The organism is Candidatus Tumulicola sp., assembly GCA_036490475.1.
Classification (GTDB): Bacteria; Vulcanimicrobiota; Vulcanimicrobiia; order Vulcanimicrobiales; family Vulcanimicrobiaceae; genus Tumulicola.
Map to the genome: position 1 here is coordinate 823,914 of DASXDT010000006.1, position 24,364 is coordinate 848,277.

At 62.6% G+C, this 24,364-nt stretch carries 21 protein-coding genes; 7 read left to right on the forward strand and 14 right to left on the reverse strand.

What is annotated here, in order from left to right; genetic code table 11:
• The first annotated feature begins 2 nt into the window (after window positions 1–2).
• The 3 genes from VGF98_11355 (at window position 3) to VGF98_11365 (ending at window position 4,066) form a co-directional block, all read left to right on the forward strand.
• Window positions 3–1,211, forward strand: coding sequence for a peptidoglycan DD-metalloendopeptidase family protein (locus VGF98_11355; GenBank protein ID HEY1682226.1), 1,209 nt, complete (start codon window positions 3–5; stop codon window positions 1,209–1,211).
• Between the two features lie 65 nt (window positions 1,212–1,276).
• Window positions 1,277–2,689, forward strand: a complete 1,413-nt coding sequence (locus VGF98_11360) for a S41 family peptidase (GenBank protein HEY1682227.1) — start codon at window positions 1,277–1,279, stop codon at window positions 2,687–2,689.
• Window positions 2,690–2,701: 12 nt separating this feature from the next.
• The gene (locus tag VGF98_11365) at window positions 2,702–4,066 is read left to right on the forward strand and encodes a S41 family peptidase (protein HEY1682228.1); all 1,365 of its coding nucleotides are present in this window, start codon (window positions 2,702–2,704) and stop codon (window positions 4,064–4,066) included.
• Between the two features lie 46 nt (window positions 4,067–4,112).
• Here the strand turns inward: VGF98_11365 and VGF98_11370 are convergent, their stop codons facing one another.
• Window positions 4,113–6,734 carry an Rne/Rng family ribonuclease gene (locus tag VGF98_11370; GenBank protein ID HEY1682229.1) on the reverse strand — a complete coding sequence of 874 codons (2,622 nt, stop codon included), beginning with the start codon at window positions 6,732–6,734 and terminating at the stop codon, window positions 4,113–4,115.
• Window positions 6,735–6,923: 189 nt separating this feature from the next.
• Between VGF98_11370 and VGF98_11375 the strand changes: the two genes are divergently transcribed.
• Complete coding sequence (locus VGF98_11375; GenBank protein HEY1682230.1) at window positions 6,924–7,328, forward strand: hypothetical protein; 405 nt, start codon at window positions 6,924–6,926, stop codon at window positions 7,326–7,328.
• On the opposite strand, the gene VGF98_11380 is transcribed toward VGF98_11375, so the two are convergent.
• The 7 genes from VGF98_11380 to VGF98_11410 form a co-directional block, all read right to left on the reverse strand.
• A complete protein-coding gene (locus VGF98_11380; GenBank protein HEY1682231.1) occupies window positions 7,307–8,149 on the reverse strand; it encodes a hypothetical protein in 843 nt (280 codons plus the stop codon). The two genes, VGF98_11375 and VGF98_11380, sit on opposite strands and share 22 nt — an antisense overlap.
• A gap of 76 nt (window positions 8,150–8,225) precedes the next feature.
• Complete coding sequence (locus VGF98_11385) at window positions 8,226–9,572, reverse strand: alkaline phosphatase family protein (GenBank protein ID HEY1682232.1); 1,347 nt, start codon at window positions 9,570–9,572, stop codon at window positions 8,226–8,228.
• Window positions 9,573–10,239: 667 nt separating this feature from the next.
• A complete protein-coding gene (rodA, locus tag VGF98_11390) occupies window positions 10,240–11,382 on the reverse strand; it encodes a rod shape-determining protein RodA (GenBank protein HEY1682233.1) in 1,143 nt (380 codons plus the stop codon).
• Window positions 11,379–11,924 carry a cell division topological specificity factor MinE gene (minE, locus tag VGF98_11395; GenBank protein HEY1682234.1) on the reverse strand — a complete coding sequence of 182 codons (546 nt, stop codon included), beginning with the start codon at window positions 11,922–11,924 and terminating at the stop codon, window positions 11,379–11,381. Before minE ends, rodA begins: the two co-directional genes overlap by 4 nt.
• Window positions 11,921–12,769 carry a septum site-determining protein MinD gene (gene minD / locus VGF98_11400; protein ID HEY1682235.1) on the reverse strand — a complete coding sequence of 283 codons (849 nt, stop codon included), beginning with the start codon at window positions 12,767–12,769 and terminating at the stop codon, window positions 11,921–11,923. The genes minE and minD (VGF98_11400) overlap by 4 nt, the downstream gene beginning before the upstream one ends.
• A 3-nt stretch (window positions 12,770–12,772) precedes the next feature.
• On the reverse strand, window positions 12,773–13,564 hold the full coding sequence (minD, locus tag VGF98_11405) for a septum site-determining protein MinD (GenBank protein ID HEY1682236.1): 792 nt from the start codon (window positions 13,562–13,564) through the stop codon (window positions 12,773–12,775).
• Complete coding sequence (locus VGF98_11410; GenBank protein HEY1682237.1) at window positions 13,561–14,418, reverse strand: septum site-determining protein MinC; 858 nt, start codon at window positions 14,416–14,418, stop codon at window positions 13,561–13,563. Before VGF98_11410 ends, minD (VGF98_11405) begins: the two co-directional genes overlap by 4 nt.
• Window positions 14,419–14,611: 193 nt before the next feature.
• On the opposite strand from VGF98_11410, the gene VGF98_11415 reads away from it, so the two are divergent.
• Both VGF98_11415 and VGF98_11420 read left to right on the forward strand, forming a co-directional pair.
• Window positions 14,612–16,660: a M48 family metalloprotease gene (locus VGF98_11415; protein HEY1682238.1), complete on the forward strand. Its 2,049-nt coding sequence runs from the start codon at window positions 14,612–14,614 to the stop codon at window positions 16,658–16,660.
• A gap of 16 nt (window positions 16,661–16,676) precedes the next feature.
• A complete protein-coding gene (locus VGF98_11420; GenBank protein ID HEY1682239.1) occupies window positions 16,677–17,681 on the forward strand; it encodes a hypothetical protein in 1,005 nt (334 codons plus the stop codon).
• A 25-nt stretch (window positions 17,682–17,706) separates the two neighbouring features.
• Here the strand turns inward: VGF98_11420 and VGF98_11425 are convergent, their stop codons facing one another.
• Window positions 17,707–18,435, reverse strand: a complete 729-nt coding sequence (locus VGF98_11425) for an RDD family protein (protein ID HEY1682240.1) — start codon at window positions 18,433–18,435, stop codon at window positions 17,707–17,709.
• Here VGF98_11425 and VGF98_11430 point away from each other — a divergent pair.
• On the forward strand, window positions 18,434–19,507 hold the full coding sequence (locus tag VGF98_11430) for a stage II sporulation protein M (protein ID HEY1682241.1): 1,074 nt from the start codon (window positions 18,434–18,436) through the stop codon (window positions 19,505–19,507). The two genes, VGF98_11425 and VGF98_11430, sit on opposite strands and share 2 nt — an antisense overlap.
• On the opposite strand, the gene VGF98_11435 is transcribed toward VGF98_11430, so the two are convergent.
• From VGF98_11435 to VGF98_11455, 5 genes are read right to left on the reverse strand one after another with little or no spacing between them, the layout of a single operon-like run.
• The gene (locus tag VGF98_11435) at window positions 19,452–20,795 is read right to left on the reverse strand and encodes a DUF58 domain-containing protein (protein HEY1682242.1); all 1,344 of its coding nucleotides are present in this window, start codon (window positions 20,793–20,795) and stop codon (window positions 19,452–19,454) included. The two genes, VGF98_11430 and VGF98_11435, sit on opposite strands and share 56 nt — an antisense overlap.
• The gene (locus VGF98_11440; GenBank protein ID HEY1682243.1) at window positions 20,785–21,744 is read right to left on the reverse strand and encodes a MoxR family ATPase; all 960 of its coding nucleotides are present in this window, start codon (window positions 21,742–21,744) and stop codon (window positions 20,785–20,787) included. Before VGF98_11440 ends, VGF98_11435 begins: the two co-directional genes overlap by 11 nt.
• Complete coding sequence (locus tag VGF98_11445; GenBank protein ID HEY1682244.1) at window positions 21,741–22,799, reverse strand: DUF4350 domain-containing protein; 1,059 nt, start codon at window positions 22,797–22,799, stop codon at window positions 21,741–21,743. Before VGF98_11445 ends, VGF98_11440 begins: the two co-directional genes overlap by 4 nt.
• Window positions 22,796–23,437, reverse strand: coding sequence for a hypothetical protein (locus VGF98_11450; protein HEY1682245.1), 642 nt, complete (start codon window positions 23,435–23,437; stop codon window positions 22,796–22,798). The genes VGF98_11445 and VGF98_11450 overlap by 4 nt, the downstream gene beginning before the upstream one ends.
• The gene (locus VGF98_11455; GenBank protein HEY1682246.1) at window positions 23,434–24,363 is read right to left on the reverse strand and encodes a hypothetical protein; all 930 of its coding nucleotides are present in this window, start codon (window positions 24,361–24,363) and stop codon (window positions 23,434–23,436) included. The genes VGF98_11450 and VGF98_11455 overlap by 4 nt, the downstream gene beginning before the upstream one ends.
• Between the last annotated feature and the right edge of the window lies 1 nt (window position 24,364).

Sequence of the window (24,364 nt, forward strand, 5' to 3'; positions counted from 1 at the left end):
GCATGAGGGTTTTCCGCATGCAACGGCTGGTCGTCGCCGCAGCTCTCTTGGCATTGTGGTCGGCAGGCTCCGCCGCCGTTTGGGCGCAGCCGACGCTGCAGCAGCGTATCCAAAGTCAACGCTCGAAGGCCGAGCAAACGCAATCCCAGCTGCATGAGAAGCGCTCGCAGCTACACGTGGCGACGTTGCATTACAACGATCTCAGCCGCCAGCTCGGCGAAACCAACGATGCGATCGCAGGCGTCAACGCGCACCTCGACGGCCTGGCCGCCAGCGCGGCTTCGACACAACGGCGCATCGACTGGAACACCGTGCAGTTGAACGCGGCGCGCAAGTCGCTTGCCTTACACGACACGATGCTCAAGCGTCGACTCGTCGACATGTACGAGAATGGCGACGTCAGTTACGTCTCCGTGCTGCTGGCCGCGCACTCGTTTAGTGACTTCGTCGAACGCTGGGACGATTTGCGGCTGCTCGTTGCCGCCAACCAAAGCGTGGTGCGCGAACGCAAGAGAGCCGAAGCTCGCGTCGCTTCAGTCGAGCGCGACTTGGAGCGCACGCAGCTTGAGTTACAGCAAGAGCAGGCGGCGCAAGAACAAGCACGGACGCAACTGAACTCGTTGGCGTCGGAACGGCAAAACCTGGTCGTGCTCGCCTCGCAGCAGCGCCACCAAGTCGCCTCGCAAGTCGCTCAGATGGAAGACCTGTCGGCAGCCGAGGAAGCGCAGCTCGAGTCGTTGATTCAGGAACGCCAGCGTGAAATCGAGCAGCAGCGCCGTGCCAGCGGCATCGCTGAGGGCGGAACCGAGTCCAGCGGAGGCGGGACGGGAAGCTTTTCCTGGCCGGTAACCGGGCCGATCACATCCCCGTTCGGCTGGCGTTCGAGCCCGTTTACCGGTGCGCCCGACTTCCATCCGGGGTTAGATATTGCAGCCCCAACCGGCACTACCGTAACGGCGGCAGCCGGCGGCACCGTTATTATGGCACAATGGTACGGGGGCTACGGCAACTATATTCTGATCGATCACGGCGGCGGCTACTCGACCGGCTATGGCCACCTTTCGGCCATGTACGTCTCAAACGGCCAAAGCGTCAAGCGCGGCCAGGCAATCGGCGCGATCGGCATGACGGGCGAAGCAACCGGGCCCCATCTGCATTTTGAAGTCAGAATTGATGGAAAACCGGTGGACCCGTCCCCCCGTCTGCATTAAGACTTAATCAGTAAACTGTTCCGGTAGAAACCACTCACCCGGTTTTTCGGGTAGTGAGAGGAGATATGACGCTTCGTATTCGTGCGCTGATTGCGGCGCTTATCGTCGTCGCGGTTGCGGCCGCCGGCACGCTCTATATCCGCCAGCGCGCCGTCGCGAGCGCCGGTCCGAAAGGCGTAGACGTCGCCATGAACGGCGGCCTGGCCGACGTCTTGGGACAGCCGCCGCCCGATGGACCGCAATTAGCCCGGATGGCCGTACGCGATCTGCAAGAGGTGTATTACAAGCCGGTCGACGGCGCCGTCGTCGTCAAGGGCGAGTCGGATTCGCTGCGCGATTTTCTTCGCACGAAGCACGTCGCCAACGCGACGCTCGCCAACGACGCGGCCGGCTCCGATGAAGACCGGGCCGCCGAAACGCTGACCGGTGCGCAGGACCGCTACGCATCGTCACTCGGGCCTGACGGACGCAACCAACTCAGCGAGGCCGCCCTGCGCGGCATCATGTCGTCGATGAACGACCCGTATACCGTGTTTCTTTCGGCGCGAGAGATTCAAGGTCTCAACGAGTCGCTGAGCGGCGGCAACTTCGGCGGGATCGGCGTCTACATCTATCAGCTCAAGGACGGGCGCGTGCTGGTGCAGCCGATCGAAGAACTGCCTGCCGCGCGTGCCGGAATGAAACCCGGCGAAGTGGTCGATACGGTCGACGGAACTCTCGTGCGCGGTTTGGCGCTCGACCGGGTCGAGCAGTTAATCCGTGGAGTAACGGGTTCGACCGTCCGCATCACCGCTCACCAATATAACGCACCGAAAGCCGAGCGCACCTTTAACGTAACGCGCGAAATCATTCACGTTCCGTCGGTTCGCGCGAAGATGGAAGACGGATACGATTACATCCGGCTGTCGGACTTCGGCCAAACTTCGGCCGAGGAAGTGCGCAAGGCGCTGGTAGACGGCGAACAACACCACGCAAAAGGTTACATCTTCGACCTGCGCGATAACGGCGGCGGTTTAGTCACGGCTGCCACGCAGATTTCAAGCTTGTTCGTTGCGCAAGGCCCGATCGTTTCGACCATACAGCGCGACGGCCAGAAGACGACCGATTCGGCTCTCGGCGACCAACTGCCGGGTTTGCATCCGGTCGTCGTGCTGGTCAATAAATATACGGCAAGCGCGTCGGAGATTACGGCCGGAGCGCTCCAAGACTATCATTTAGCAACAATTCTTGGAACCAAAACCTTCGGCAAAGGCGTCGTGCAAACGATCATTCCGCTCGGGGGCGCAAACGCGCCGCTCGGCGCGTTCAAGATCACCACGGCGCGTTACGTGACGCCGCTGGGTCGCGACATCCAACATCGCGGCATCATGCCCGATGTCGTCGTAAACCAAAGCGTCGATCCGGCTTTGATCGACACGCCTAACGATAAACAACTCGCCGCCGCAAAAGCCAAGCTGCGCGCGCTCTCGCAACGGTAAGAACGAAATAGCATGAAACGACTCTACAGCGCACTCGTCGTCGGCGTGTTTGCCGCGGCCGTCACCGCATTGCCGGCGGCATCGACGCTGGCCGCCTCCGGCGGCCTTTCGGCGGCGGACTCGACCGAAATTTCGACCGGTTATCAGCATCTGACGACCGATTTCTATAAGAAGGTCGACGACCAGACGGTTCTCAACTCGGTTCGCGCAAAGTTGCTTTTCGCGCTCAAATCCTCCGGCGTCACGCACCCGTCGCTCGCTCCGATGCAATCGAACGAAGCGCCAGGGGCCAACGTTCGTACGATCGATCGAGCGATCGCGTCGGCGGCGGCCCAGAGCCACGGTAAGCTATCGGACCATCAAATGACGTATGCCGCGCTCGACGGGATGATGGGATCGGTCAACGATCGTTACACCGTGTTCTTAAATCCGAAGGAATATGCCGGGCTCAACGAAGATCTCGACGGGGGCGACTTCGGCGGCACCGGGATCGTTATTCAAATCGACGATAGTACGAAGTATATCTTGGTCGAAAATATCGTTCCCGATGGTCCGGCGGACAAGGCCGGCGTTCAACAAGACGATTTGATCACCGCGATCGACGGCGTGTCGACGAAAGGCATCACCGTGCAACAAGCCAGCGCAAAGTTGCGCGGTAAAGAAGGCACGAACGTTTCGTTGACCCTCAGTCGCGACGGAGCGGCCCAACCTCCGCTCGCGATCACTCGCGCCAAGATTCACGAGTTGAGCGTCTACGAAAAAATGTTCCCCGGCAAAATCGGGTACGTCGAGCTCACCGTTTTCGGACGCGATACCGGTGCCGAACTCAACGCCGCGCTCACCCGCCTGCAACAACAAGGCGCTCGTGCGATCGTCATGGATCTACGCGACAACGGTGGCGGTTACTTAGACGCGGCCGTTGCGGTCAGCTCGAAGTTTATTTCCAGCGGGCCGATCGTGTCGGTCGAATCGCGGGCGTCGAACATCACGACGCTCGATGCCGACGACACGGCCATCGATCCGCTGCCGTTAGTCGTTCTGGTAAATCAATACACCGCGTCGGCGTCGGAGATTACGTCGGGCGCGATTCAGGACAGCGGCGTCGGCACGATCATGGGGACCAAGACGTTCGGCAAAGGCGTCGTGCAGACGATCTTTCCGCTGGGCGCCGACGGATCGGCGATCAAGATCACCACGGCGCGCTACCTCACGCCGCATAACCGCGACATCAACCATCTCGGCATCAGCCCGGATGTCCCGGTTGCGGAAAACAAGCATCCGCAGTTCGGCGTTCCGGCCAAAGACGATCAGCTGGAGCACGCGCTGCAGTTTGTTACGCAAAAGATCGCACTGCTCAATAAAGAGAACGGCGTGTAAACGCCGTTCTCTCGGTTCCGCCGTGGGCGCGCGATGCGCTTGCGGATTAGGCCTTTTTCTTCCGTGAAGACGCCGCAGCCGGCGTCTTCTTTTTCTTTGCGGCAGCCGGCTTTTTAGCGGTGGCCGATTTCTTGCGCTTGGGCGCGGCCGTCTTCGCCGGCGCGGCCTCGACCGGTTCGGCCGGAGCGGCGGCTTTGCGCGTGCGCTTCGGTTTCGCAGCGGGTTCCGGAGCCGGGAGCGCGGCAGGCGGGACGTCTTCGACCCGCGCCACCGCGGCGCGTGACGTGGACGCGCGCGGGCGGCGGGTAGGCTTTGCGGACGCAGGCTTTTCCTGGCGGGCCTTCAGGCTTGGAGGCGGGGGTTCGATGGCCGGCGGCGGCGATTTCGGGACGGGCGCGATAGCGCGAGACGGTTCGGCCGGTTCGGCCTTTCCATCTGACGCATTGCCGTGATCGGCATCCAACGGCGTCGCGCTACTACGACCGCCACGGCCGCGACGACGACGACGGCGTTTATGCCGGCCGTCGGCGTCGATTGCGGGCGTTTCGCGGTCCTGCGGCGGCGTCGCCGGCTCGGACGTACGCTCCGGACCGCTCTGCGCTTCGGGCGTTCCCGGCGTTTCGACGGTCCCGTTGCGACCACGTCCGCCGCGTCCACGGCGACGGCGGCGGCGACGGCGGCCGTCACCCTCGCCTTCGGTTTGTTCGGACGGCGCCGATCGTTCGGACGGGACCGATTGCTCGGGCAGCGCCGACACCTGTTCGGCGGCCACTTCGACCGAGCGGCGTTCGGCCATAGCGGCCTTATCTTGCCGTTCTTCCTCTTCGGTGACGGGGCTGATGCCGATCGGCGGGCGCGCACCGGCTTGGTGCGCCGCCTCTTCGGCTAGCTGGCGCAACTGCTTCGTTTCTTCGGCGGACGTCAGGTCGGCGCGGCTGCGACCGCGCCCGCGGCCACGACGGCGTTTTGCCGCCCCGCTGGCGGCCGTGACCAGTTCGGCCAATACGAAATCTTGTTCGTCGACATCGATAATGCGAATCCGGGCCGAGCCGCCGGCGTTGTTGGCCGCGTTCTCGACCTCGACGATGCGATTGCCGACGACCGCGGCAGCCGACGTCGGATTAGGCAGGCGCCCCGCCAGCAATTCGACGTCTCGCTCGTCGCCGACTCGCACCGGTAGTTCGATGTCTTCGCGAATCGTTCGCGCGACGTCGATGCGTATGTGCTCGGGATGGAGCATCGGGTCGACGCGGACTTTGATCGGGTGCGCCACCGACTGCGCCAACGTGCGACACTCTTCTTCGTACCAGAAGTCCATCTGTGCCGCGACCGTCGGAGCGACGTGCGCGACGACGTCGCCGGCGGCTGCGCCTTCGGCTCGATCGCGAATTTGGCGGAACGTTTCGATCGCCATCGATTGCGGCGACATCACGCTGCCCTGGCCGTAGCAGGTCGGACACGTGCCGCGCAGCTGCGCGCCGAGATCCTTACCGATTCGCTTACGCGTGAACTCGAGCAGACCCAGATTCGAAAACGATTGAATGGTCGCGCGCGTGCGGTCGCGCCGCAATCCGTCTTCGAGCGTTTTGATGACCCGGCTGCGCGACGCTTCCGATGACATGTCGATGAAGTCGACGACGATGATGCCGCCGATATCGCGCAAGCGCACTTGACGGGCCACCTCGGTGGCGGCTTCGATGTTGGTTTTGAGAATCGTGTCTTCGAGGTTACGGCCGCCGGTAAACTTTCCGGAGTTGACGTCGATGACGGTCAGCGCCTCGGTCGATTCGATGACGATCGATCCGCCGGACGGCAGATTGATCTTGGGTCGCATGAGCTTCTCGATCTCTTCGTTAATCTTGAAGTCATCGAACAGCTTGCGGCCGCCTTCGTATTGCTCGATGCGCGCCAGATTTTGCGGACCGAGCAGCTGTAGAAAGTCGCGCACCTTGCGAAACTCTTCTTCGTCGTCGATCAAGACCCGATCGACGTCGCCGGTGATGAAATCGCGCGCCGCCTTAAAGATCAAGTTCATGTCGCGGTGCAGCAGCGACGGGGATGCAGCGCGCTTGTAGGTCTCCAATATCCCGTGCCACATACGGATCAGCACGCCGAGATCGGCAATGAGTTCCGCCTCGCTCACGCCGGCGGCGGCGGTGCGTACGACCGTCGCCATGCCTTCGGGCCGAATGCGCTGCATTACGGTCTTGAGACGGTTGCGTTCTTGCGCCGATTCGATCTTGCGCGAAACGCCGGAGTATCGGCCGGTCGGCATTAGGATCAGATAGCGGCCGGGCAACGATATGTTGGTCGAGATGCGCGCGCCTTTGAGGCCGCGCGGCTCTTTAACGATCTGCACCAACACGTCGTCGCCGCGTTTGACTTTTTCGGAGATCGTGAAGCCGCTGTGGCCTTGCGTGATCTCGACGTCGCCAATATTCAGCGGCTGCCGGTTGATGTCGTCGACGTAGAGGAACGCGTTGCGCCCCAAGCCGATATCGACGAACGCCGCGCCCATGCCGGGCAGAACGTTGTGTACTTTTCCTTTAAAGATCGAGCCGATAACTTTTTCTTCGCGCTCGACGTAGAGTTCGGCGAGTTGGCCGTCCTCAAGAATGGCGACCCGGTTTTCCCAGGGGTCGCTCGAGATCAAAATCTCGCTCGACAAATTTTCCTCAACTCTTCGTGGCTGCGGTTGCATGCGGGCGCTCGCGTTGTATTGCGAACGGCACTCGGCCTCGCGACCTACAGCTCAGGTCTAATTTCTAAATTTCTCCCGGCGGGTCTCGCGCGATACGCGCAGCCTCCGGCCGGTCGAAGGGGCCATTCCCGCCTGCCCGAAAGCGGACCTCCCATCATGGTACCCACCTCCGCGCGCACAGCCGCCGCCGTTTGCATGGCAATTGTCGCACTCGCCGCCTGCGCTCGCACGGCGGCCCCGTCGCACGTCGGCGGCAACTACCGCGGCCGCCTGGAGGACGACACGTTGGTCGAAGCCTCGACGACGGTGATCGTCACCAATAAGCCGGTGGTGATCGCGTTACGCTGCAACATCGTCGACGGGGCAATCGCCGCGGGCGACGATGCGACCATCGACCGAGCGGTCGCCGCTGGAGTGGCGGCCCGCATTCCGAGCGGTGTCACGCTCTACTCACCGCCCTTCTCGGCGCAAAACCCGAAGGGCAGTCCGCTCGTGGTGACCGACGACAAACGCGCCGGAACCCTCTGCACGCCGCAATCCTACGACGTCGTTAAGTCGTAACCGTTTCCGCCCGGTTTCGCCGGCGACGCCTCGCGCTCCAAACAGAATGGCGCGGCCGCCGGTAGTCGCAGCCGCTTGTTGATCTCGACGTTCTTGCGTCGTCCACCGATGTCGATACTGGCGCGTGCGAGGCGCGGCAACGAATAGAGCACCTCCGCCTCGAGCATGCCGAACTGCCACAGCTCTGCCAGTTCTAGTGATTCGAGCGACGGAAGTGCGAGCAGACCGGAAAGCCGTTCCAGATGCGGCAGTCGCTGCAGCCAGATCGAACGCAATCGTGCGTGCCCGCTGAGACCCGACAACGACCGCACGCGCTCGACGGCGCTCGCGCGCAGCGCGCCCAGTTGCGGCAGCGCTCCCACCTCGTCGAAACAGTCGACCGCAACGTCGCGCAATTCCAACGCACGTAGGCCGGTTGCTTCCAGTGCTCGCAAGTTCGCGACCGATCCTTCGACGATTGATAGTCCGTCCAGTGGCACGTCCGCCGCTTGCGTTGCGTCGAACCGCGTCCCACGCAAGGCGATGCGAACGATGCGCGCGTTGGGAAGCCGGCGCAACCACCCGGCGATGCCCTCGCTTGCGGAGAACGTGACGCACTCGACGCGCTGCAACGCCGGCAATCCGGTGGGCGGCGGCCCGGCGCCGAGAACGAGCCGCCGCGGTGCCGCAGCCCCGAGCCGTCGCAGCAGTTGGAACGCGAGCGCGTCCAAACGAAGCGTTGCATCGGGACGCTCTTGGAGCCATTCGACGACCTCGCGCGACACCGTTTCCGGCAACGATTCCCGCACGTGCAGGCATGCGTCCGGCGGCAGGGTACGCATTCGCGCCGGCGCCGCTCGACACGACGAGTATACGTACACTGCTATGAAGCCCGGTCGTTTCTACGACGATCGCGTATTAGTCGTCCGCATCCGACCCGCTGCCCGAACCTTTCGAAGGTTTAAATTTCGGCGCTTTAATCTTCACGAACACGATCGGCGTTTGCGTAAAGTCGAACGCGTCCATCAAGTCATCGGCGCGAACGTCGGTCGTGCCGAGCGATCCTTTCGGAATCCCGAAGGTTTCTTCCGAAAACGCCAGCAGGCTGCCGAACTCGTGCTGGTCGTGCGAAACGTATCCGGCTCGCGCATACGGCGAAATGATGAGCAGTGGCACGCGGAAGCCGAGTTCGTAATAGTTATTAAACTGCGGTGGTGCGACGTGGTCGTACCATCCGCCCCAGTCGTCCCACGTTACGAAGATTGCGGTGCTATTCCAGTAGTGGCTCGCGCCGACCGCGTTGACGACCGCAGCGATCCACGACGGGCCGCTCGCACTATCGCTTCCTGGATGGTCCGAATGCGGAAGATCGGCCGGCATCACCCACGATAGTCCCGGCAGTTGGTTGTTGGAGATGTCGGAAAGAACGGTTTCCGGTGGCGTGATAACGTTGCTGTAATCCTGTCCGTACCGTACGTGTTTGATCGCGTCCATCGCGTGCCACAATCCGGTGCCGAGCTTATTCTGATAGTATCGCCACGATACGCCTTGCTGGTCGAGCAAATCCGAGAGCACGGGGCGCTCGAAACACGGGAAGGGCGTCGGCCCCGGTCCGCCGTCGTACGGACTAACCGTGTCGACCACGCTGTATTTGTTCGCGTCACATCCGGCGCCGGAGCCTTTTCCATTTTGGCTGTCGTATGGATTTCCAGCGGCCGGCCAGGACGTCGTGGGTAACGCAGAAGCGGTACCGCTTACGAGATATTGATGCGACGGAAAGCTGTCGGATTGGTTGCTTTGAAACATCCGGTCCGCGAACGCGTATTGCTTAGCCATCGCGAGATACGGAGCGGTTTCGCTTTTCGGCGCGTAGTGGAATACTCCGTATTTTTGCTGCTGGTGCGTTAAGCCGGTATCGAACCCATCCATCTTCCCGCCGTCGTAGTCGCGCTCGAAGCCGACATGGTTGTGGTTGAGATCGTATGGGGCGGCCAACGAAATCGGCGTGAGTTTGACGGTTTTACCGGTATGGTCCAAACCGGTTTTGGAAATGTCCGCGCCCGGAACGCCTTGAAACAGATAATCGGGCGTTCGATTCTCTTGCACGAGGATGATGACGTGTTGGATCGGCGATGTATAGTGGACGGCAGAGTGTGTCGTTCGTGACGTGCCGAATTCCGAGCCGGGCATGGAAGCGCCAGGTTGCGGCGCTCCACAAGCGGCAGGTAGCAACGCGAGGACGCATAGCCAATAACGTAAACGCACGATAGTAACCCCTTTCTTCGCGCAGGCATTGTTCGCGACGACGGCTGAAAATGCTGCGGTGCCGCCATCTCCCGAACGATCTGCAGGACGCCGGTTCGACCGCGAGCGCGGCGTTACGACGCACGCCGTTTTGTTCTTACGAGACTTGGATCCGGAAGCGGTCGGCGACGCGGGCGCCCACGCGACGCATTACGAGGCCGTTCCCGTCGAAGGATTTCGCAGCTTGCTGCGGGCGCTTCCGGACGACGCAGTGCGGCGTTCCACCTTCGTCGACGCCGGCGCCGGCATGGGTCGCGCGGTACTTTTAGCGCTCGAATATCCGTTCGCACAGATCGTCGGCATAGAGATCTCGCCCGGACTGCACGGGATCGCGACCGACAATCTTGCAAAGGCGCATTTGCCGGTACGGCGTTGCGCCGACGTGCGACTCGTTCGCGCCGATGCGCGCCGCTATCGCTTTCCACCGGGCGACCTGGTCGTGTTCCTCTACAATCCGTTCGACGGCGAGGCGCTCGACGCGATGCTCGATCGCTTAGCCGTACGGCGTAAGCGCGGCACCGAATATATCCTGTATCACACGCCGGTGCATTCGGACCGGCTAACGGAGCGCGGATACACCCAAGTGTACGCCGGCAACGACATGCTTGCGGTGTTCAGGCCAACCGATTCAAGCGTTGCCGAGAACGTCGCGGTCGCGCTGCCCATAGATATTCAACAAGATGCCGACGGCGGCGAATTCGGTAAGAATGGCCGAACCGCCGAACGACACGAACGGCAGCGGAATTCCGGTGATCGGCATGATCCCGATCGTCATACCGACGTTCACGAGCACGTGAAAGAACAAGATGCCGACGATGCCGGAGGCGAGCAGTAACCCAAAGCGATCGCGCGCCGCGAGCATCGAGCGAATTCCGCCGTACAACAGCATGGCGTAGATCGCCAGCAAGGCTGCGGCGCCGGCGAATCCCCACTCTTCGGCCAACACGGTAAAGATAAAGTCCGTCGAGTTTTCGGGAACGAAATGCAGTTGCGTTTGGGTACCGTGAAATAGGCCGCGCCCCAACCATTCGCCGCTTCCCACCGCAATTTTCGATTGATTGAGGTTGTACCCGGCGCCGAGCGGATCGAGTTTTGGATTGAGAAAGACGAATAAGCGAGTCTTCTGAAACGGTTTGAGGACGACCGACGTCCCCACCGCAACCGCACCGACCAACAGGACGCCCAGCGCATAGATTGCAAAATCGCCTAACTTCGGCAGGCCCATGAAGAGCTGAACCGAGAGCAGTGCCAGCAACACCAATGCGGTACCGAGGTCGGGCTGCTTTAAGATCAAGAGCGCGGGTACGCCGACGACCAGCAACGGCTTCCATAAATCTTGTAGTTTGTCGTACGATCCGCGACACAGCGTGGAGGCAAGCGCGATGGCGACGATGAGTTTTGCCGGTTCCGACGGTTGAAACGTTCCTAACGGTCCCAGCGACAACCAGCGCTGTGCCCCGAGCGCGCTGTGGCCCCCGCGTAAAATGAACAACAGTAACACGAGATTGACAACGTATAAGCCGATCGCCCATCGTTGCCAGTTGCGATAGTCCACGAACGATAAGCCGGTCATGACGCCGACTCCGAGCACGACGTACAACACTTGACGGCGTACCTCAGCGGCAACCTGTTCGTCGTGTAGCCCGGCCGAATCGATGCAGACCAGGCCCACGACGGTGGCCGCGACGGCTGCCACCGCGAGCGGCCAGTTGAAGTTGCGGAAGAAGCGTCTGACGTCGCCGCGTAATGCGACGCTCGCCACCGCGCTCACGGTGCCGGCGCGGCTTCCGGCGACTGTGGCGCTCCCGCCATTTTTCGCTTGCGCCGGCGGCGGCGCCGTTTCGGATCGGCGACGGAAGCGTCGGGTGTTGGCACGTCGACCGGCGTGTCGCCGACTGGCATTGCTTCGTCCGGCGTCTCCGCGACGACGGGCGTTTTGGAACCGGATGTTTCCCCATCGAGCGTTTCGCCTGCGGGCGCGTCGGGATCGATATCGGCCGGCGCGGCCGCGACGATTGGAGCCGCCGCGACGATCGGTGCCGCCGCGTGCCCGTTGCCGGAGCGGTTGACCGCGAGAATCGGAATGTTGGCCAGCATCGCCAGCGATTTATCTTGCTGTTCGAACGTGACGTCGATCTTCTCGCGGTCGACTTCGACGTAGCGCGAAATCACGTCGACCAAATCGCGCTTCATCGCCTCGACCATGTCGGGCGCCAACTCGAGATGATCGGTCATCAATACGAGTCGAAGCCGTTCCTTAGCGGTCGAGCTCGAACCCGACTGGCCGAACAGCTTGCGGAAGAAATCGATCACGCGCGCCGGCCTCCGAACCACGCGCCGACGCGCGACAGTAGCGATTCTTTTTGTAGCGGCATCGGTGCCGGTACGTCTTCGCCCGCGACCCGCGCGGCGATCGCACGGTACGCAGCGGCCGTCGGCAGATCGGTACGCAACGCCACCGGTTCGCCGCGATTGGTCGAAACGATAATTTCCGGTTCGTCCGCAATCACACCCAGCAGCGGCAATCGCAGGATCGCGTTGACGTCGTCCACCGACAACATCTTGCCCTTTCGAACGAGGTGCGGACGAATGCGATTGACGATCAACTGCGGGCGAAAGCGGTTGCCGAGCAAGCCGACGACGCGATCGACGTCGCGCACGGCCGACACCTCGGGGGTGCAGACGACGATCGCTTCTTCGGCGCCGGCAACGGCATTTTTGAAACCTGTTTCGATGCCCGCGGGACAATCGATCAGCACGTACTCGAAGCGTTCGCGAAGCGCGCGCACCAAGTCGCGCATTTTATCGATATCGACGTCTTCTTTTTCGCGCGACTGCGCCGCGGCCAAAAGAAACAGCGTCGGGCTGCGTTTGTCGGCCACCAACGCATCGTCGAGCGTCGCGCGCTCCTCGATGACGTCCAGCACGTGATGCTGCACGCGGCTCTCGAGCCCGAGCACGATGTCGAGATTACGCAACCCGACGTCGGCATCGATTAACACCACGCGCGCTCCGCGCTGAGCCAGCGCCGTTCCGAGGTTGGCGGTCGTCGTCGTTTTACCGACGCCGCCCTTGCCCGACGTTACGACGATCGCGCGACCGAGTTTGGGCGCGCCGTCCGTAGCCTGCGCTTCGGCGGTTTCGCTCAAGACATGCATCGTTTACCCTGCTTTCTTTCCACCGAATAACCGGCCTAGCAGACCCTGTTGGTCGAAACGCGTAAACGGAACGATCTCGCCTTCCAAGCGGCGCGCGATATTATCGTACACGCCGCGCAGGCGGCTGTTCTCTTCGAGCACCACCGGCGTGCCGCGATTCGTCGTATCGATAATCTCTTCGTCGTCCGGAACGATGCCGAGCAGTTCCAGCGCCAAAATTTCGCAGACGTCGTCGACCGACAACATGTCGCCGCTGCGGACCATTTCGGGGCGCAAGCGATTGACGATCAGCCGGGCCGGCATCTCTCGATCTTGCAGCTTCCCGACGACGCGGTCGGCGTCTCGAATCGCGCTCACTTCCGGCGTCGTTACCACGATCGCTTCGGCCGCACCAGCGACGGCATTGCGAAATCCGTTTTCGATGCCGGCCGGGCAGTCGATGAATACGTAATCGGCTTGTTCGGCAGCTTTTGCGACCACGCAAGCAAACTGCTCTTGCGTGATCGCGTCTTTCTCGCGGGTCTGCGCGGCCGGCAAGATGGACAACGATTCAAATCGCTTATCTTTGATCAACGCTTGGCGCAGTTGGCAGCGTCCTTCGACGACTTCAACCAAGTCGAAAACGATGCGCTTCTCGAGACCCATCACGAGGTCGAGATTGCGCAATCCGATGTCGGCGTCGATCAAGATGACGCTTCGGCCGCGCTTGGCCAGTGCCGCGCCGAGATTGGCAGTGGTCGTGGTTTTTCCGACGCCACCTTTACCCGACGTCACGACGATTCGGCGTCCGTTCATCGCGACGCGTCCTCGACGACTGCCGGAAGACGGTCGAGCGGCACGACCGCGATCTTGCCATCTAGAACGAAGGCCGCCTCGGGCTGGTGCGAACGGCGTTGCGGCCGCTCCAACTCGGCTCCGATGAAGGAAGCGATGCGCAGCTGGGTCGGGTCGAGGTCGAAGGCCATTACCCGGGCCGCGGCATTGCCGCCGGCGCCGGCATGCGCAACGCCCGCCAACCGGCCGAAGACGGCGATATCGCCGAACGCGACAATTTCCGCTCCGGGGTTAACATCTCCGACGATCACGACGTTTCCTGAGTGATGCACGCTTTGACCCCCGCGCAGCGTGGCGTCGTGGTACAGCGTCGACGGCCGGTCCTCGACGGCTCGCAACCCGGTCTGAACGGGACCGCCCGTTGCCGCGCGCTGCGGCAACCGCGGCACGCTGCCCTCACCGCGCCGCCGTCGCGCCGCGATATCGGCCCGCGCGCCGGCGAAGTCGGCGATCAGCGATCGCGCCGACGCCGAAAGCTCGCTGTCGCTCGCTTCGCGCGCCGGACGCAACCGCAGTTCGGCCGGCGCCGTTTGGGCCGGTTCGAAGCGCAATCCAGCTTCTGCGGCAAGACGTTCGGCCGCCGGTCCCCCCAAGATACCCTCCAGAACAATCCCGGCGTTCTCGAGAACCGCTCGCAAGCGATTCCACTCTTCGGGTTGCGGAAGGACGTCGCCCAAACGCGCCACAGCCGGCGTGCCGCGATAAAAACCGGGGCGTTGCGCCAGCACGTCTTCCAACTCGCCGAGGGCTTCCTCAAACGCCCGCCCTGCGAGAGCTATTTCGAGCCCGCGCCGGCGGCCGCGCAAAATCGTCACGTCGTTCTCCGAATACTATGACCGGGTCGAAGCGGTTATGAGAGCAGTCCGCGTCAGTTCACGCTTGCTGCCACCCGGTCCCCGTCGCCATCCACACAGGATTCGCAAGTTCTTGCTATTATCCACAACTCGTACACAAGCCCCGGCGCGAATGCCGGACTCCTACGAACTCCCAAAGAAAGCCGCTAGTGCTATGCGCCGTCTTCTTCCCGCGCTCGTCGCGTTGTCGCTTTTATGCAGCCTGTGTCCCGCCCCGGCCGTCGCGATGTCGACCGCGGCCGAGATTCAACTCGGCCAGTCGGAAGACCAAGAGATCGTCGCCGGCAGCGTGATCGAAACAGATCCGCTGATGAACGCGTACGTTCAGGGCATTGCCGAAAATCTTTGGAACCAGGTCGCGCGCAAAGACGTGCCCTACTCGATCAAAGTCATCAAGGACGATAGCATCAACTCTTTCGCGACGATGGGCGGCTTCGTGTACATCGACGAGGGCCTCATCGACTTCGTGCAGTCCGACGATGAGTTTGCCAGCGTCATCGGCCACGAAACCGGTCACATCGAGCGGCGCCACGTCATTACCACGCAATCGAAAGCGCAGATTCTCGACATCCTGTTCGGATTGGCATCGATGTTCTCGCCGCTGATCTATAACTTCGGCGGCCTGGCGGAAGCCGGCATCATGGCGAAAATCTCCCGCGAGGACGAGTTGCAAGCCGACCGCTACGGATTGCAATTGATGTCGCGCGCCGGCTACGACCCCGAGTCGATGGTCACGATGATGGCGCACCTCGGCGTGCTGCAAGACGAGCACAGCGATCTGTTGACCAAGTATCTGCAAGACCATCCGGATCCCAAAAACCGCGTTTCGCATCTGATGGGCTATCCCGAGCTGGATCCCAAAAACGTGACGACCGCGCAGCAACTCGTTCAATCGTCGAGTGACGAAGAGCGCGCTCGCTACTCTTTTTCGGAGTACCGGTTGCACCAAGTGCTTGCCAAAGAGCCGCAGAATCCCGAAGCGCTCCTCGAGCTGGGCCAATCCGAACTGGCCGAAGGCCAAACCAGCAAGAGCGAACAGACGCTAGCCGAGGCGGCGCAACTCGGATCCGCCCAGACGCGCGCGACCGCCAACCAGCGCATCGCCGCGCTCCGGCAGATGGAAGTACAGCGCGTTAATCTTACGCATCCCAACTTGCCGAAGCTGCAGGCGGCCGTTCAATCGGCCAAAACCGCACAACTGGCTGCTGCGACCCAAATTCAAGCGCGCGCATCCGAGGGCAAAGATCAGATCAAAGCGGTGAACAACCGCATGAACTCGTTGCAATACGAGATTCCGGACCTCAGCCGCATCAATATCAAGCGCGGCTCCAAAGTCGAAGCGATCGTCAAGAATTTAAACTTGATGTCGCGCTCGATTAATAGCGCGCTGCAAGACGCTGGAGACGCCATCGGCGGTGTCGGATCGTTAGAAGTCAACAAGCAAAGCGGCTTGCTCAAAGAAGGCTCGACGATCTACGACGAGATGCTCGCGCCGTTTTCTTCGTCGCCGATTCCCAGCGATTCGTTGGCGATCTTGCCGAGCTATCCCCAAATGCTAACCGCCATGTCGACGGCTAACGAAGAAATGTTGCGTTCCGTCGATGCGTCGCGCGCGTCGCTGACGCTGCTGGATCAATCGCTCGGCGACTTGGACGATTTTCTCAAACAGCTCGACCAAGTTCGCATGGGGTATAACGGCGATATCGGCCAAGAATCGTATGCCGGCATCGAGCCGCTGATGAAAAAGAACGTGGCCGAATTCGACGCGGCCGCCAGCGAAGCGTCGCAGGCCTCGCAACTGTATAATATGGCGCGCACGCGGCAACTCTCGACGCGCATCACGCTGCTGGGATTGGGCACTTCGCCCCAACGCTATTCTTCGTTGCAATACGCGTTACAACAGCGATTCGGTTCGACGGGTCTGGACTATCGCTCGATGCTGCGCGGCGGACTGACGCCGGGCGACGTGACGGTTGCGACGATCGTCGCGGCCGATATCAAGAGCACGCCCGAGGCGATCGTCGCCGAAGCCCGTAGCTCGAACGAAACGGTCGTCGACGTCGCTAACGCCCACGGGATGCACGCTTGGCCGTTGGAAATCTTCACCGGTTTGGTGTATCTCGACTTCACCGACGATCCGTTCAAAGAACTGCGCAAAGCCGACGGCACTGAGTCCGTCGAGCTGTCGCAGTTAGGTCTGTAAAGGCGGTCGACTCCTCATGGCATCCGTGATCCAGGTACGCAATATCTTCCGGCTGGTACGCCGCGGTATCGACGTTCGCACCATTCAAGCCCACGTGCAACGGCCGTTCCGCTTTCTATTAAGCGGAGATCCGGCACTCGTCGGACAGTTGCGCGGTCTATTGCTCTCCGGGCATGCAGACGGCGTACCGCTCGACGCTGCCGCCTGTCTCGAGACGTTCGTACCGGGTAACGTGCAGAACGCTACGGGCGACATTCGCGCCGCCATCTTCGTCGGCCGGCCCGGCGATGCGGCGGGCGCCGATCTCAGCGGACTGCGCCGGTTGAACGTTCCGTTATTCTTGTTGACGATCGACGACGCAGTCGCTGTTTCGTCGGGACCGCCGTCGGCGCCGGCACCGGGGATCCCGGCCGAGTACGTCGCGCCGGAGATCTCGCGCGACGCGCTGCGTCACTCGTTTTTCACGCACTTGATCGATAGTTCGCGCGGCGTCGAAGTCGCCGTCGGCCGCCGGTTGCCGCCGCTGCGCGAAACCGTCGGTTCTAAACTCACTCGCGAAGCCGGTAAGAACGCGTTGAAGGTCTCGGTCGCCAGCGCCGTCGTCGACCACGTACCGGTGCTTGGCGCCGTGCTGGGTGCGTTCGCGTCGGCCGGCGATATGATCGCGATCACCGGCATTCAAATGATGCTGCTGCTCAACATCGAGGCGGCGTACGGTCACGATCCCGACTTGCAGCGCATGTGGCAGTTGCTACCTGTCGTCGGCGGCGGATTCGGCTGGCGCACGCTAGCGCGCGAACTGAGCGGATTCATACCGGTGGCCGGAATCGCGATCAAAGGAGCGATCGCCTATGCCGGAACGATCGTCGTCGGCGAAAGCGTCACGTTCTTACTCGAGAATGGCCGCCACATGAGCGGCGAGCAGGCCAAGAAGATTTTTGACCGCACGAAGAGCGACGCGATGACGACGGCGCGCGACCTCGTTACGAAGTTCCGAAACCGAACCTCCGGCGATTCATAGTCGCTCGAGTAACGCCTCGGGCGACTTACAGTCGCTCGAGTAACGCCTCGTCCTCGTATGCCTGCATTTCCGGGGGCAGGCGGTCGCGAACGCGTGCCGCGATTTGCGCTGCAAGTTCGACCCTGCGCACCTCGGAGAGCGCATCGCGCCGCTCTAAGAATCGCGCGACTAACGATCGCTCGTCGCCCGACAGATATCGCGTCGCACCATAGACCGGTTCGCCGGCCGCGCGTTCGGCCGGAAGACCGAGTGCCGCGTCGCGCACCACGAGCGTTCCAGCCGCAAAATCTCCTAAACGCTTGTTCTCGTTTGAGAGAATCGTGCTGACCGCGGCGATCGCGTAATATCCCAACAACAATTCGCCGACTCGAACGAGATTACGAACGACTGCAGCACCGATGTCGAGCGGAAACCCGCCGTCGCGCACGACGCGAATCCCGAGCAGTCGTTTTCCGGGCGTCTGACCGTTCCAGAACGCCTCGAATACGATGAAATAGCCGAACAGCACGGCGAAGAGTACGAACACCACGATCGCGGTTGCGATGGCGGCAACGAGCTTGCCGCTAGCGGCTTCGTGACGAGCCGCCGCCGGCGCGTGCGACCCCGCTAGAGCTATCCCCGCAAAAATCGCAATGAGGATCGCGATTTGGATCGACTGGTCGACCAAGACGGCCAAAAACCGGCTCCCCAATCCGGCCAAATGATACGTCAGCTCCACGCTTTCCGGCGTTCTGACGTCGAGGTTGCGGTCCATGACGCGCGGCTTCGCCTCCGGGAACCCGTCGGCCCCGGTCGAATCGCCCGTTTCATCGATGCGATCGCAAACGCAGTTTCGAAACGCGCGCCAAGCGTCGTGGCAACGACTCGATGCGCTGGTTATGCAAGCGGGCCGCCGCGGCGTGCGTTCGTTGCGCGGCGGTGCAGCGGCCGAAGCCGGCAGGCTCTATCGTTCGACCGCCGCCGACCTGGCCTACGCGCGCGGGCGGGAGTTCGATTCGGCGCTCGTTGAGTATCTCAATCGCCTAACGGCGCGCGCGCACGCCGTCGTCTACGGGGCGTCGGTAGACAGCGGAACGGCTCGCGTTCGCACGTTCTTCTTCGAAACGTTTCCATGCGAGTTTCGACGCTCGATCGCAGCGATCGCCATATGCACCGCCATTACGGTCGCCACGTCCGTTGGTTCGTACGCGGTCGTGCGAGCCCACCCCGACCGCGCCGCGGCACTGCTGCCGCGCCAGTTGGTTCCGGACCGAATTCAAAAGAGTTTGCACGATTCCAACTTCGGCTTCGACCGCAGCTACTCGCCGGCGGTGTCGGCGCAGATCATCACCAACAACGTGCAAGTCGCCATCGTCGCATTTGCCGGATCGATCACGTTGGGCATTCTGACGCTGTGGATCTTGGCGTTTAACGGATTGATGCTCGGCGGGTTGGCCGGGCTCTACACCAACGCCGGATACGGGCTCGATTTCTGGGCTACCATCGCGCCGCACGGCGTCATCGAACTGACCGCGATTCAAATCGCCGGCGCGGCCGGCCTGACGATCGCCGCCGGCGTGCTCTATCCCGGACGTCTATCTCGTCGCGATGCGGTGCGCGCCAACGCACGCCGGGCCGGAACGCTCATCGCCGGAGTCGCTGCGATGCTCGTCGTTGCCGGGACGATCGAAGGGTTTCTCTCGCCGCAACGCTGGCCACCGAACGTTCGCATCGGCATCGGGGCCGTAACCGCGCTCGTCCTCGTCTGCTATTTCGGATTCTGCGGGCGCGCTACAGCAAGCCGCGTTGCTTCACCCGCAGATAGCGGTCGACCAACGCCACCGTAAGCTCGTTGGCCGGCACGTCGACGACGATCGCGCCGGCATGTGTGAGACGAGCCGCGGCCGCCCGGCGTTCTTCACGCACGTCGAGCGCGACGGCCACGCGGTAGGCGTCGGTGACGCTGGACGGTGCGATCGCTAATGCGCGATCGATCGCGGCATCGCTCGTGAACGCGCAGACCACGACGTGCCGCCGCGACATCGCGGCGAGTTCGGCCGTCAATCCGGGCTGCGAAAGCGGGTCGACCGCGTCGGTAAGAAGCACGATCAGCGAACGCTTGCGCAAGTGCCGCCGCACGTATGCGAACGCGGCCGAATAGTTGGCTTCCTCGAATCGCGGCTCGAGATCGTACAACAGCTCGGTCAGCCGCGCGATCGACGCGCGCGTCGAGCGCGGCGCGCTTGCAGCGACGATCGTTCCTGCGAACGCCACCGCTCCGACGCGATCGCCTGCCGTCCCGGCGACGCCGGCCAGCGACAGCGCGGCGGTAACCGCATAATCCAGCTTGCGCAGTTCGCCGACGCGCGGCGTCATCAACCGTCCGCAGTCGATCAGCAACAGCACGTTTTGGCTGCGTTCGATCTCGTGCTGCATCGCCATCAGTTTGCCGCGTCGGGCAGTCGCCTTCCAATCGATCGTGCGAAATTCGTCGCCGGCCGTCCATTCGCGCAACGATTCGAACTCGGTTCCGGCGCCGCGAGCTCGTAGTTTACGCAAACCCGCGTCGATACTCCGTTTACGAGCGCTGAGGTGTCCGTACCGTTCGAGCGCCGACAGATCCGGAAAGACGCGAAACGGTTCGGTCGCTTCGACACGCATTCGCCGGCGCAACAATCCAAAGCGATTCTCGTACCATACGTACAGGGCTCCGAACGTATCGCCACCGCGCGCGACCGGCAATATCGGTCGTTCGATCGACGTGCGCGAATGCGGCAGCACGATCGCGACGGTTTCGTCTTCCACGAAGCGTAACGTTCGGACGGGCGATTCGACCACGCCGGCGCGAATCGCACGTGCCGAACGATTCTCGATTTCGTAGGCGATCGACGACGTCGTACGTAACGCCAGGTGCGGCTGCGAGCGCCGTGCGATGGCGATGTCGCGTGCGCGCGGTCCGGTCGCGGCGTCGGCGACCGTCGCGAGCGCGATTCCGGCCGCCAGCGCGATGGCCGCCACTCCGAGTGCCGGGACCGCGGAAGCGCACGCATACAACAACGCGGCCGCGCCGAACGCATATAACAATCGCGGCGTCACCCAAACGGGCAGCCACAAGCGAAGACGTTTAGGCTTCACGCGGTACGGCGGTCGATCCGAGAATCTCGCCAACGACCGATGCCGCGTCGACGCCTTCGATCTCCGCATCCGGTGCGACGATCAATCGATGGACGAGTACGAAGGGCGCGACGTCTTTGACGTCGTCGGGCGTCACGTAGTTGCGACCGTCAATTGCGGCTGCAGCCTGCGCTCCCGTTAGCAACGCGATGCCGGCGCGAGGTGACGCTCCTAACGTCAAGGCCGCGCGTTCGCGCGTCGCGACCACGATGCGGTAGACGTATTCGCGTACAGCCTGCGAACAATGCACCGCGCGAACGGTTGCGCGCGCCTGCATGATTTCCTCACCGGCAGCCACCGGCCGGACGCCGGCCGCGGCTAGATCGCGCGCGTCGAATCCGGCGGCAACGCGTTCGAGCAACTCGAGCTCGCTCTCGCGCCTGGGATATGCTGCAGCGATTTTTACGGCAAACCGATCCAGCTGTGCTTCGGGCAACGGGTACGTTCCCTCGTACTCGATCGGATTCTGCGTCGCGCACAGCAAGAACGGTTGTGGCAGCGGATGCGACTGCCCGTCGATCGTGATCTGCCCCTCTTCCATCGCTTCGAGGAGCGCCGCTTGCGTTTTCGGTGGCGTGCGATTGATTTCGTCCGCTAAAACAACGTTAGCCAAGAGCGGACCCCAGCGCGTAGAAAACTCAACCGTTTGCGGATTGAAGACGGTGGTGCCGACCACGTCTGCCGGCATCAGATCGGGCGTAAACTGAATGCGCCGGAACTCCAGACCGAGTAACGCCGCAAGCGTGCGCACGATTAACGTTTTGCCGGTGCCGGGCACGCCTTCGATCAGCGCGTGACCGCCGGTCAACAGCGCGACGGTTAGCGCGAATGCCGTACGATCGGCATCCACCACGGCCCGGCCGATGCCCTCCGAAAGGCGGCTGGCCAGTTCGCGGACGTCGACGTTCATATGCGATCCTTTCGTAGTTGAAATTCGAGCCAGGCTGCGCGCCGCAGCACCGCATCGGAGGGTGTAGAAGCGAGCAACTCGTCCAGTTCGCGCACGGTCCCATCGCGTTGCGTCGAACGCGCCGCGCGCCGCACGTTGCGAGCCAGCGACGCAAGTGCATCCGCGCGCGCGCGGGCGCGCCGAAGAAGCGACGCCATCGCGTCGACGTATGCCGCGCTGGTGCGCTCGTCCGGAGCGTCGAGCGGGACCGGCGGAGCGAACGGCACGTTCGCACCGATCAGTCCCACGAGTAGAATGACCATCGTCGCGCCGAGCGCCCACCTGATCTCAATGGGAATTGCTTGCCAGAACGTAGCGTCATCGTTGTAACCGTGCGCGTACTCGTCGAAAACCACCGGTCCGTGACCGGCCAGGACGGCGTACGCAAACCGCACGTTGTCGCGTTTCGTCAGGCGTTCGTTGCCGAACGCTTCGGGCGACGTGACTGCAATCACCGAGCCCTTCCCGATGCGATACGCGATGGCGACGCGATCGCCGCCGGGCGAGACGAGAAGCGGCATGGCACCGGAGGAGCGTGCGAACGCCGACTCCGACGGTGTGTCGACGGTTCGAACTCCGGCGGCGGTCCGCAAGACGGTCGCAGCAATGGCGACTTTAACGTCGGCAGTGCTCGTCGCCGGAACGTGCGGGACGATATCGCGAAGCCCGTCGAAATCACCGGACAGAACGACGAGCCGGCCGCCGCCGGAAACGAACCGCGACAGTGCGGCTCGATCCGTCCGATCGAAGGCGATGCGAGCCGGGTCTCCGCTATCGTCGGACAACACCAGCGTGCCACCCGGCGTTATCGTCGTCAGCGAGCGGCGAAGTTGGCGCACGGGAACGTGCGCGGATTCCAGCACGCGGTACAACGCTCGGTACCCGTTGCGCCCAGCGTCGTAGGTCGAGGGTCTCGACGACGTTTGCGCCTCCTTGGCGTGACCACCCAGCGCAAGCGCGACCAGCACGATCCCCGCGACGGCGAGTGCGACGGTGTCGCGCGCGGTCGCGTTCATGCCTCACCCGCGATCGCGCGATAGGCGCCGATGGCGCGTTCGAATTCGGCTAGTTCGAGCGGACGTTCGGCATACACGCCGATAGCGAACGAGCGCGCTACCGTTGAGAACGGCCGTGCGTATTGCGGTGCGCGTACGGCCAGCGCTCGCTCCAGTTCACCGATCGTCGCGCCGGCCGCCGGTTCGATCGCTCCGCGCTCGGCTAATGCGGTGACCGCTGCGGCCAGAATGCAGCGGCTTGCGCTCGTGAGATCGCCACCCGCCGCGGTCGCGAGCGCGCGCCGATACCATTCTCCTGCGCTCACTGGGTCTTCGAGCCGTTCGGAGGCCGCGGCGCGGCGCCGGTCGATCGTGACCGTCGACAGCAAACGCAGTCCAAAGAAGATCACGCCCAACACCGCCACGACGAGCAAAACGTCGCCGACCGCCGCCGGAGCGTGGCCGGCATGGGCGCGGCCGAAGACCGACTGCACGACGTATCGCCAAAATTTTCCGACCCAGGACGCGATCCACTCCAGCCACGACCAGTGCTGCGCCGACGCCGACGGGAGCGCGATGCGATACTCCGGTAAAGCCAGTTCGCGAACCGCCAGCGAGTGTAGATCGGCGGGCGGTTGCGCGAACTGGACGGCGTTCACGCAGGCGAAGCGGCGACGCGTTCGAGTTCGGCTTCTAAATCGAACCCTTCGTGACGGATACGCAGATCGAAATAATAGACCGCGAGCAGCACGATCGAAAACGGCTGGATGACGGCGTTGCCAAGCGTCGATAGTATGACGGCGGCAGCGATCCAATGCATGAAGAGGAAAATCGTCGACACGACGCCCACGATCATCGATCCGGCGACCGCGGCGGCCATCGCGGCCAGCGCGAACAGCGTCGCACGCCAGAACTCTCCGCCCGAAAAAACGCGGGCAAACCCTTTGCCGATGGCTCCGATGGCGCCGAGCCTTTCGATCGGCACCGCGAACATCGCGCACGTCATCGCGACGAATACGGGCAATGCGGTCGCGAACGACGCAATCACCACGACGATCGCCACGATGAAGGCGACGACTCCAATGACGACCGATGCTTTCGCAACGAGCGCCGCGATCAAAAACGTCGTTATCGTTACGACGAGGACCATCGCGTACCATAAAACGAGAAGAACGATTTCGCAAAACAAGACGCCCAACAGCGCGGGCCAGCGAGATAATGCCACGCGATAACACGCCGCGAATTCAACCGTGCGTCCTCGGTAGAGCCGCGCCACGCCGACCGAAACGGCGGCGACGGTCACGATCCAAAACGCGTAAAAGACTACCGCGATTGCAAGGATCGCAGCGATGATTCCGGGTTGTTGCGGGACCAGCATTGCAGGCGGCGGCTGCGCGCCGGGATGCTGGATCAGCCACGGGATCGCGGCCAATTGCGAAGCCTGATTGAGATCGATCCAATACTGTGCGAACGCATACGGAACCAGCACGACCAGCACGATCGCAAAAAACGCTTTGAAGTTTTTTATATAGAGCGTAATCGCCCGGTCGAAAATCTCGCCGAAGCCAAGGGGCCGGAGGTCCATC

What these genes read in the sequence shown, in the direction of transcription:
- VGF98_11355 (HEY1682226.1), top strand. Translation starts at nt 3, where the DNA reads ATGAGGGTTTTCCGCATGCAACGGCTGGTCGTCGCCGCAGCTCTCTTG.
- VGF98_11360 (HEY1682227.1), top strand. Translation starts at nt 1,277, where the DNA reads ATGACGCTTCGTATTCGTGCGCTGATTGCGGCGCTTATCGTCGTCGCG.
- VGF98_11365 (HEY1682228.1), top strand. Translation starts at nt 2,702, where the DNA reads ATGAAACGACTCTACAGCGCACTCGTCGTCGGCGTGTTTGCCGCGGCC.
- VGF98_11375 (HEY1682230.1), top strand. Translation starts at nt 6,924, where the DNA reads ATGGTACCCACCTCCGCGCGCACAGCCGCCGCCGTTTGCATGGCAATT.
- VGF98_11380 (HEY1682231.1), bottom strand. Translation starts at nt 8,149, where the DNA reads ATGCGTACCCTGCCGCCGGACGCATGCCTGCACGTGCGGGAATCGTTG.
- minD (HEY1682235.1), bottom strand. Translation starts at nt 12,769, where the DNA reads ATGCATGTCTTGAGCGAAACCGCCGAAGCGCAGGCTACGGACGGCGCG.
- minD (HEY1682236.1), bottom strand. Translation starts at nt 13,564, where the DNA reads ATGAACGGACGCCGAATCGTCGTGACGTCGGGTAAAGGTGGCGTCGGA.
- VGF98_11415 (HEY1682238.1), top strand. Translation starts at nt 14,612, where the DNA reads ATGCGCCGTCTTCTTCCCGCGCTCGTCGCGTTGTCGCTTTTATGCAGC.
- VGF98_11420 (HEY1682239.1), top strand. Translation starts at nt 16,677, where the DNA reads ATGGCATCCGTGATCCAGGTACGCAATATCTTCCGGCTGGTACGCCGC.
- VGF98_11430 (HEY1682241.1), top strand. Translation starts at nt 18,434, where the DNA reads ATGACGCGCGGCTTCGCCTCCGGGAACCCGTCGGCCCCGGTCGAATCG.
- VGF98_11425 (HEY1682240.1), bottom strand. Translation starts at nt 18,435, where the DNA reads ATGGACCGCAACCTCGACGTCAGAACGCCGGAAAGCGTGGAGCTGACG.
- VGF98_11440 (HEY1682243.1), bottom strand. Translation starts at nt 21,744, where the DNA reads ATGAACGTCGACGTCCGCGAACTGGCCAGCCGCCTTTCGGAGGGCATC.
- VGF98_11445 (HEY1682244.1), bottom strand. Translation starts at nt 22,799, where the DNA reads ATGAACGCGACCGCGCGCGACACCGTCGCACTCGCCGTCGCGGGGATC.
- VGF98_11455 (HEY1682246.1), bottom strand. Translation starts at nt 24,363, where the DNA reads ATGGACCTCCGGCCCCTTGGCTTCGGCGAGATTTTCGACCGGGCGATT.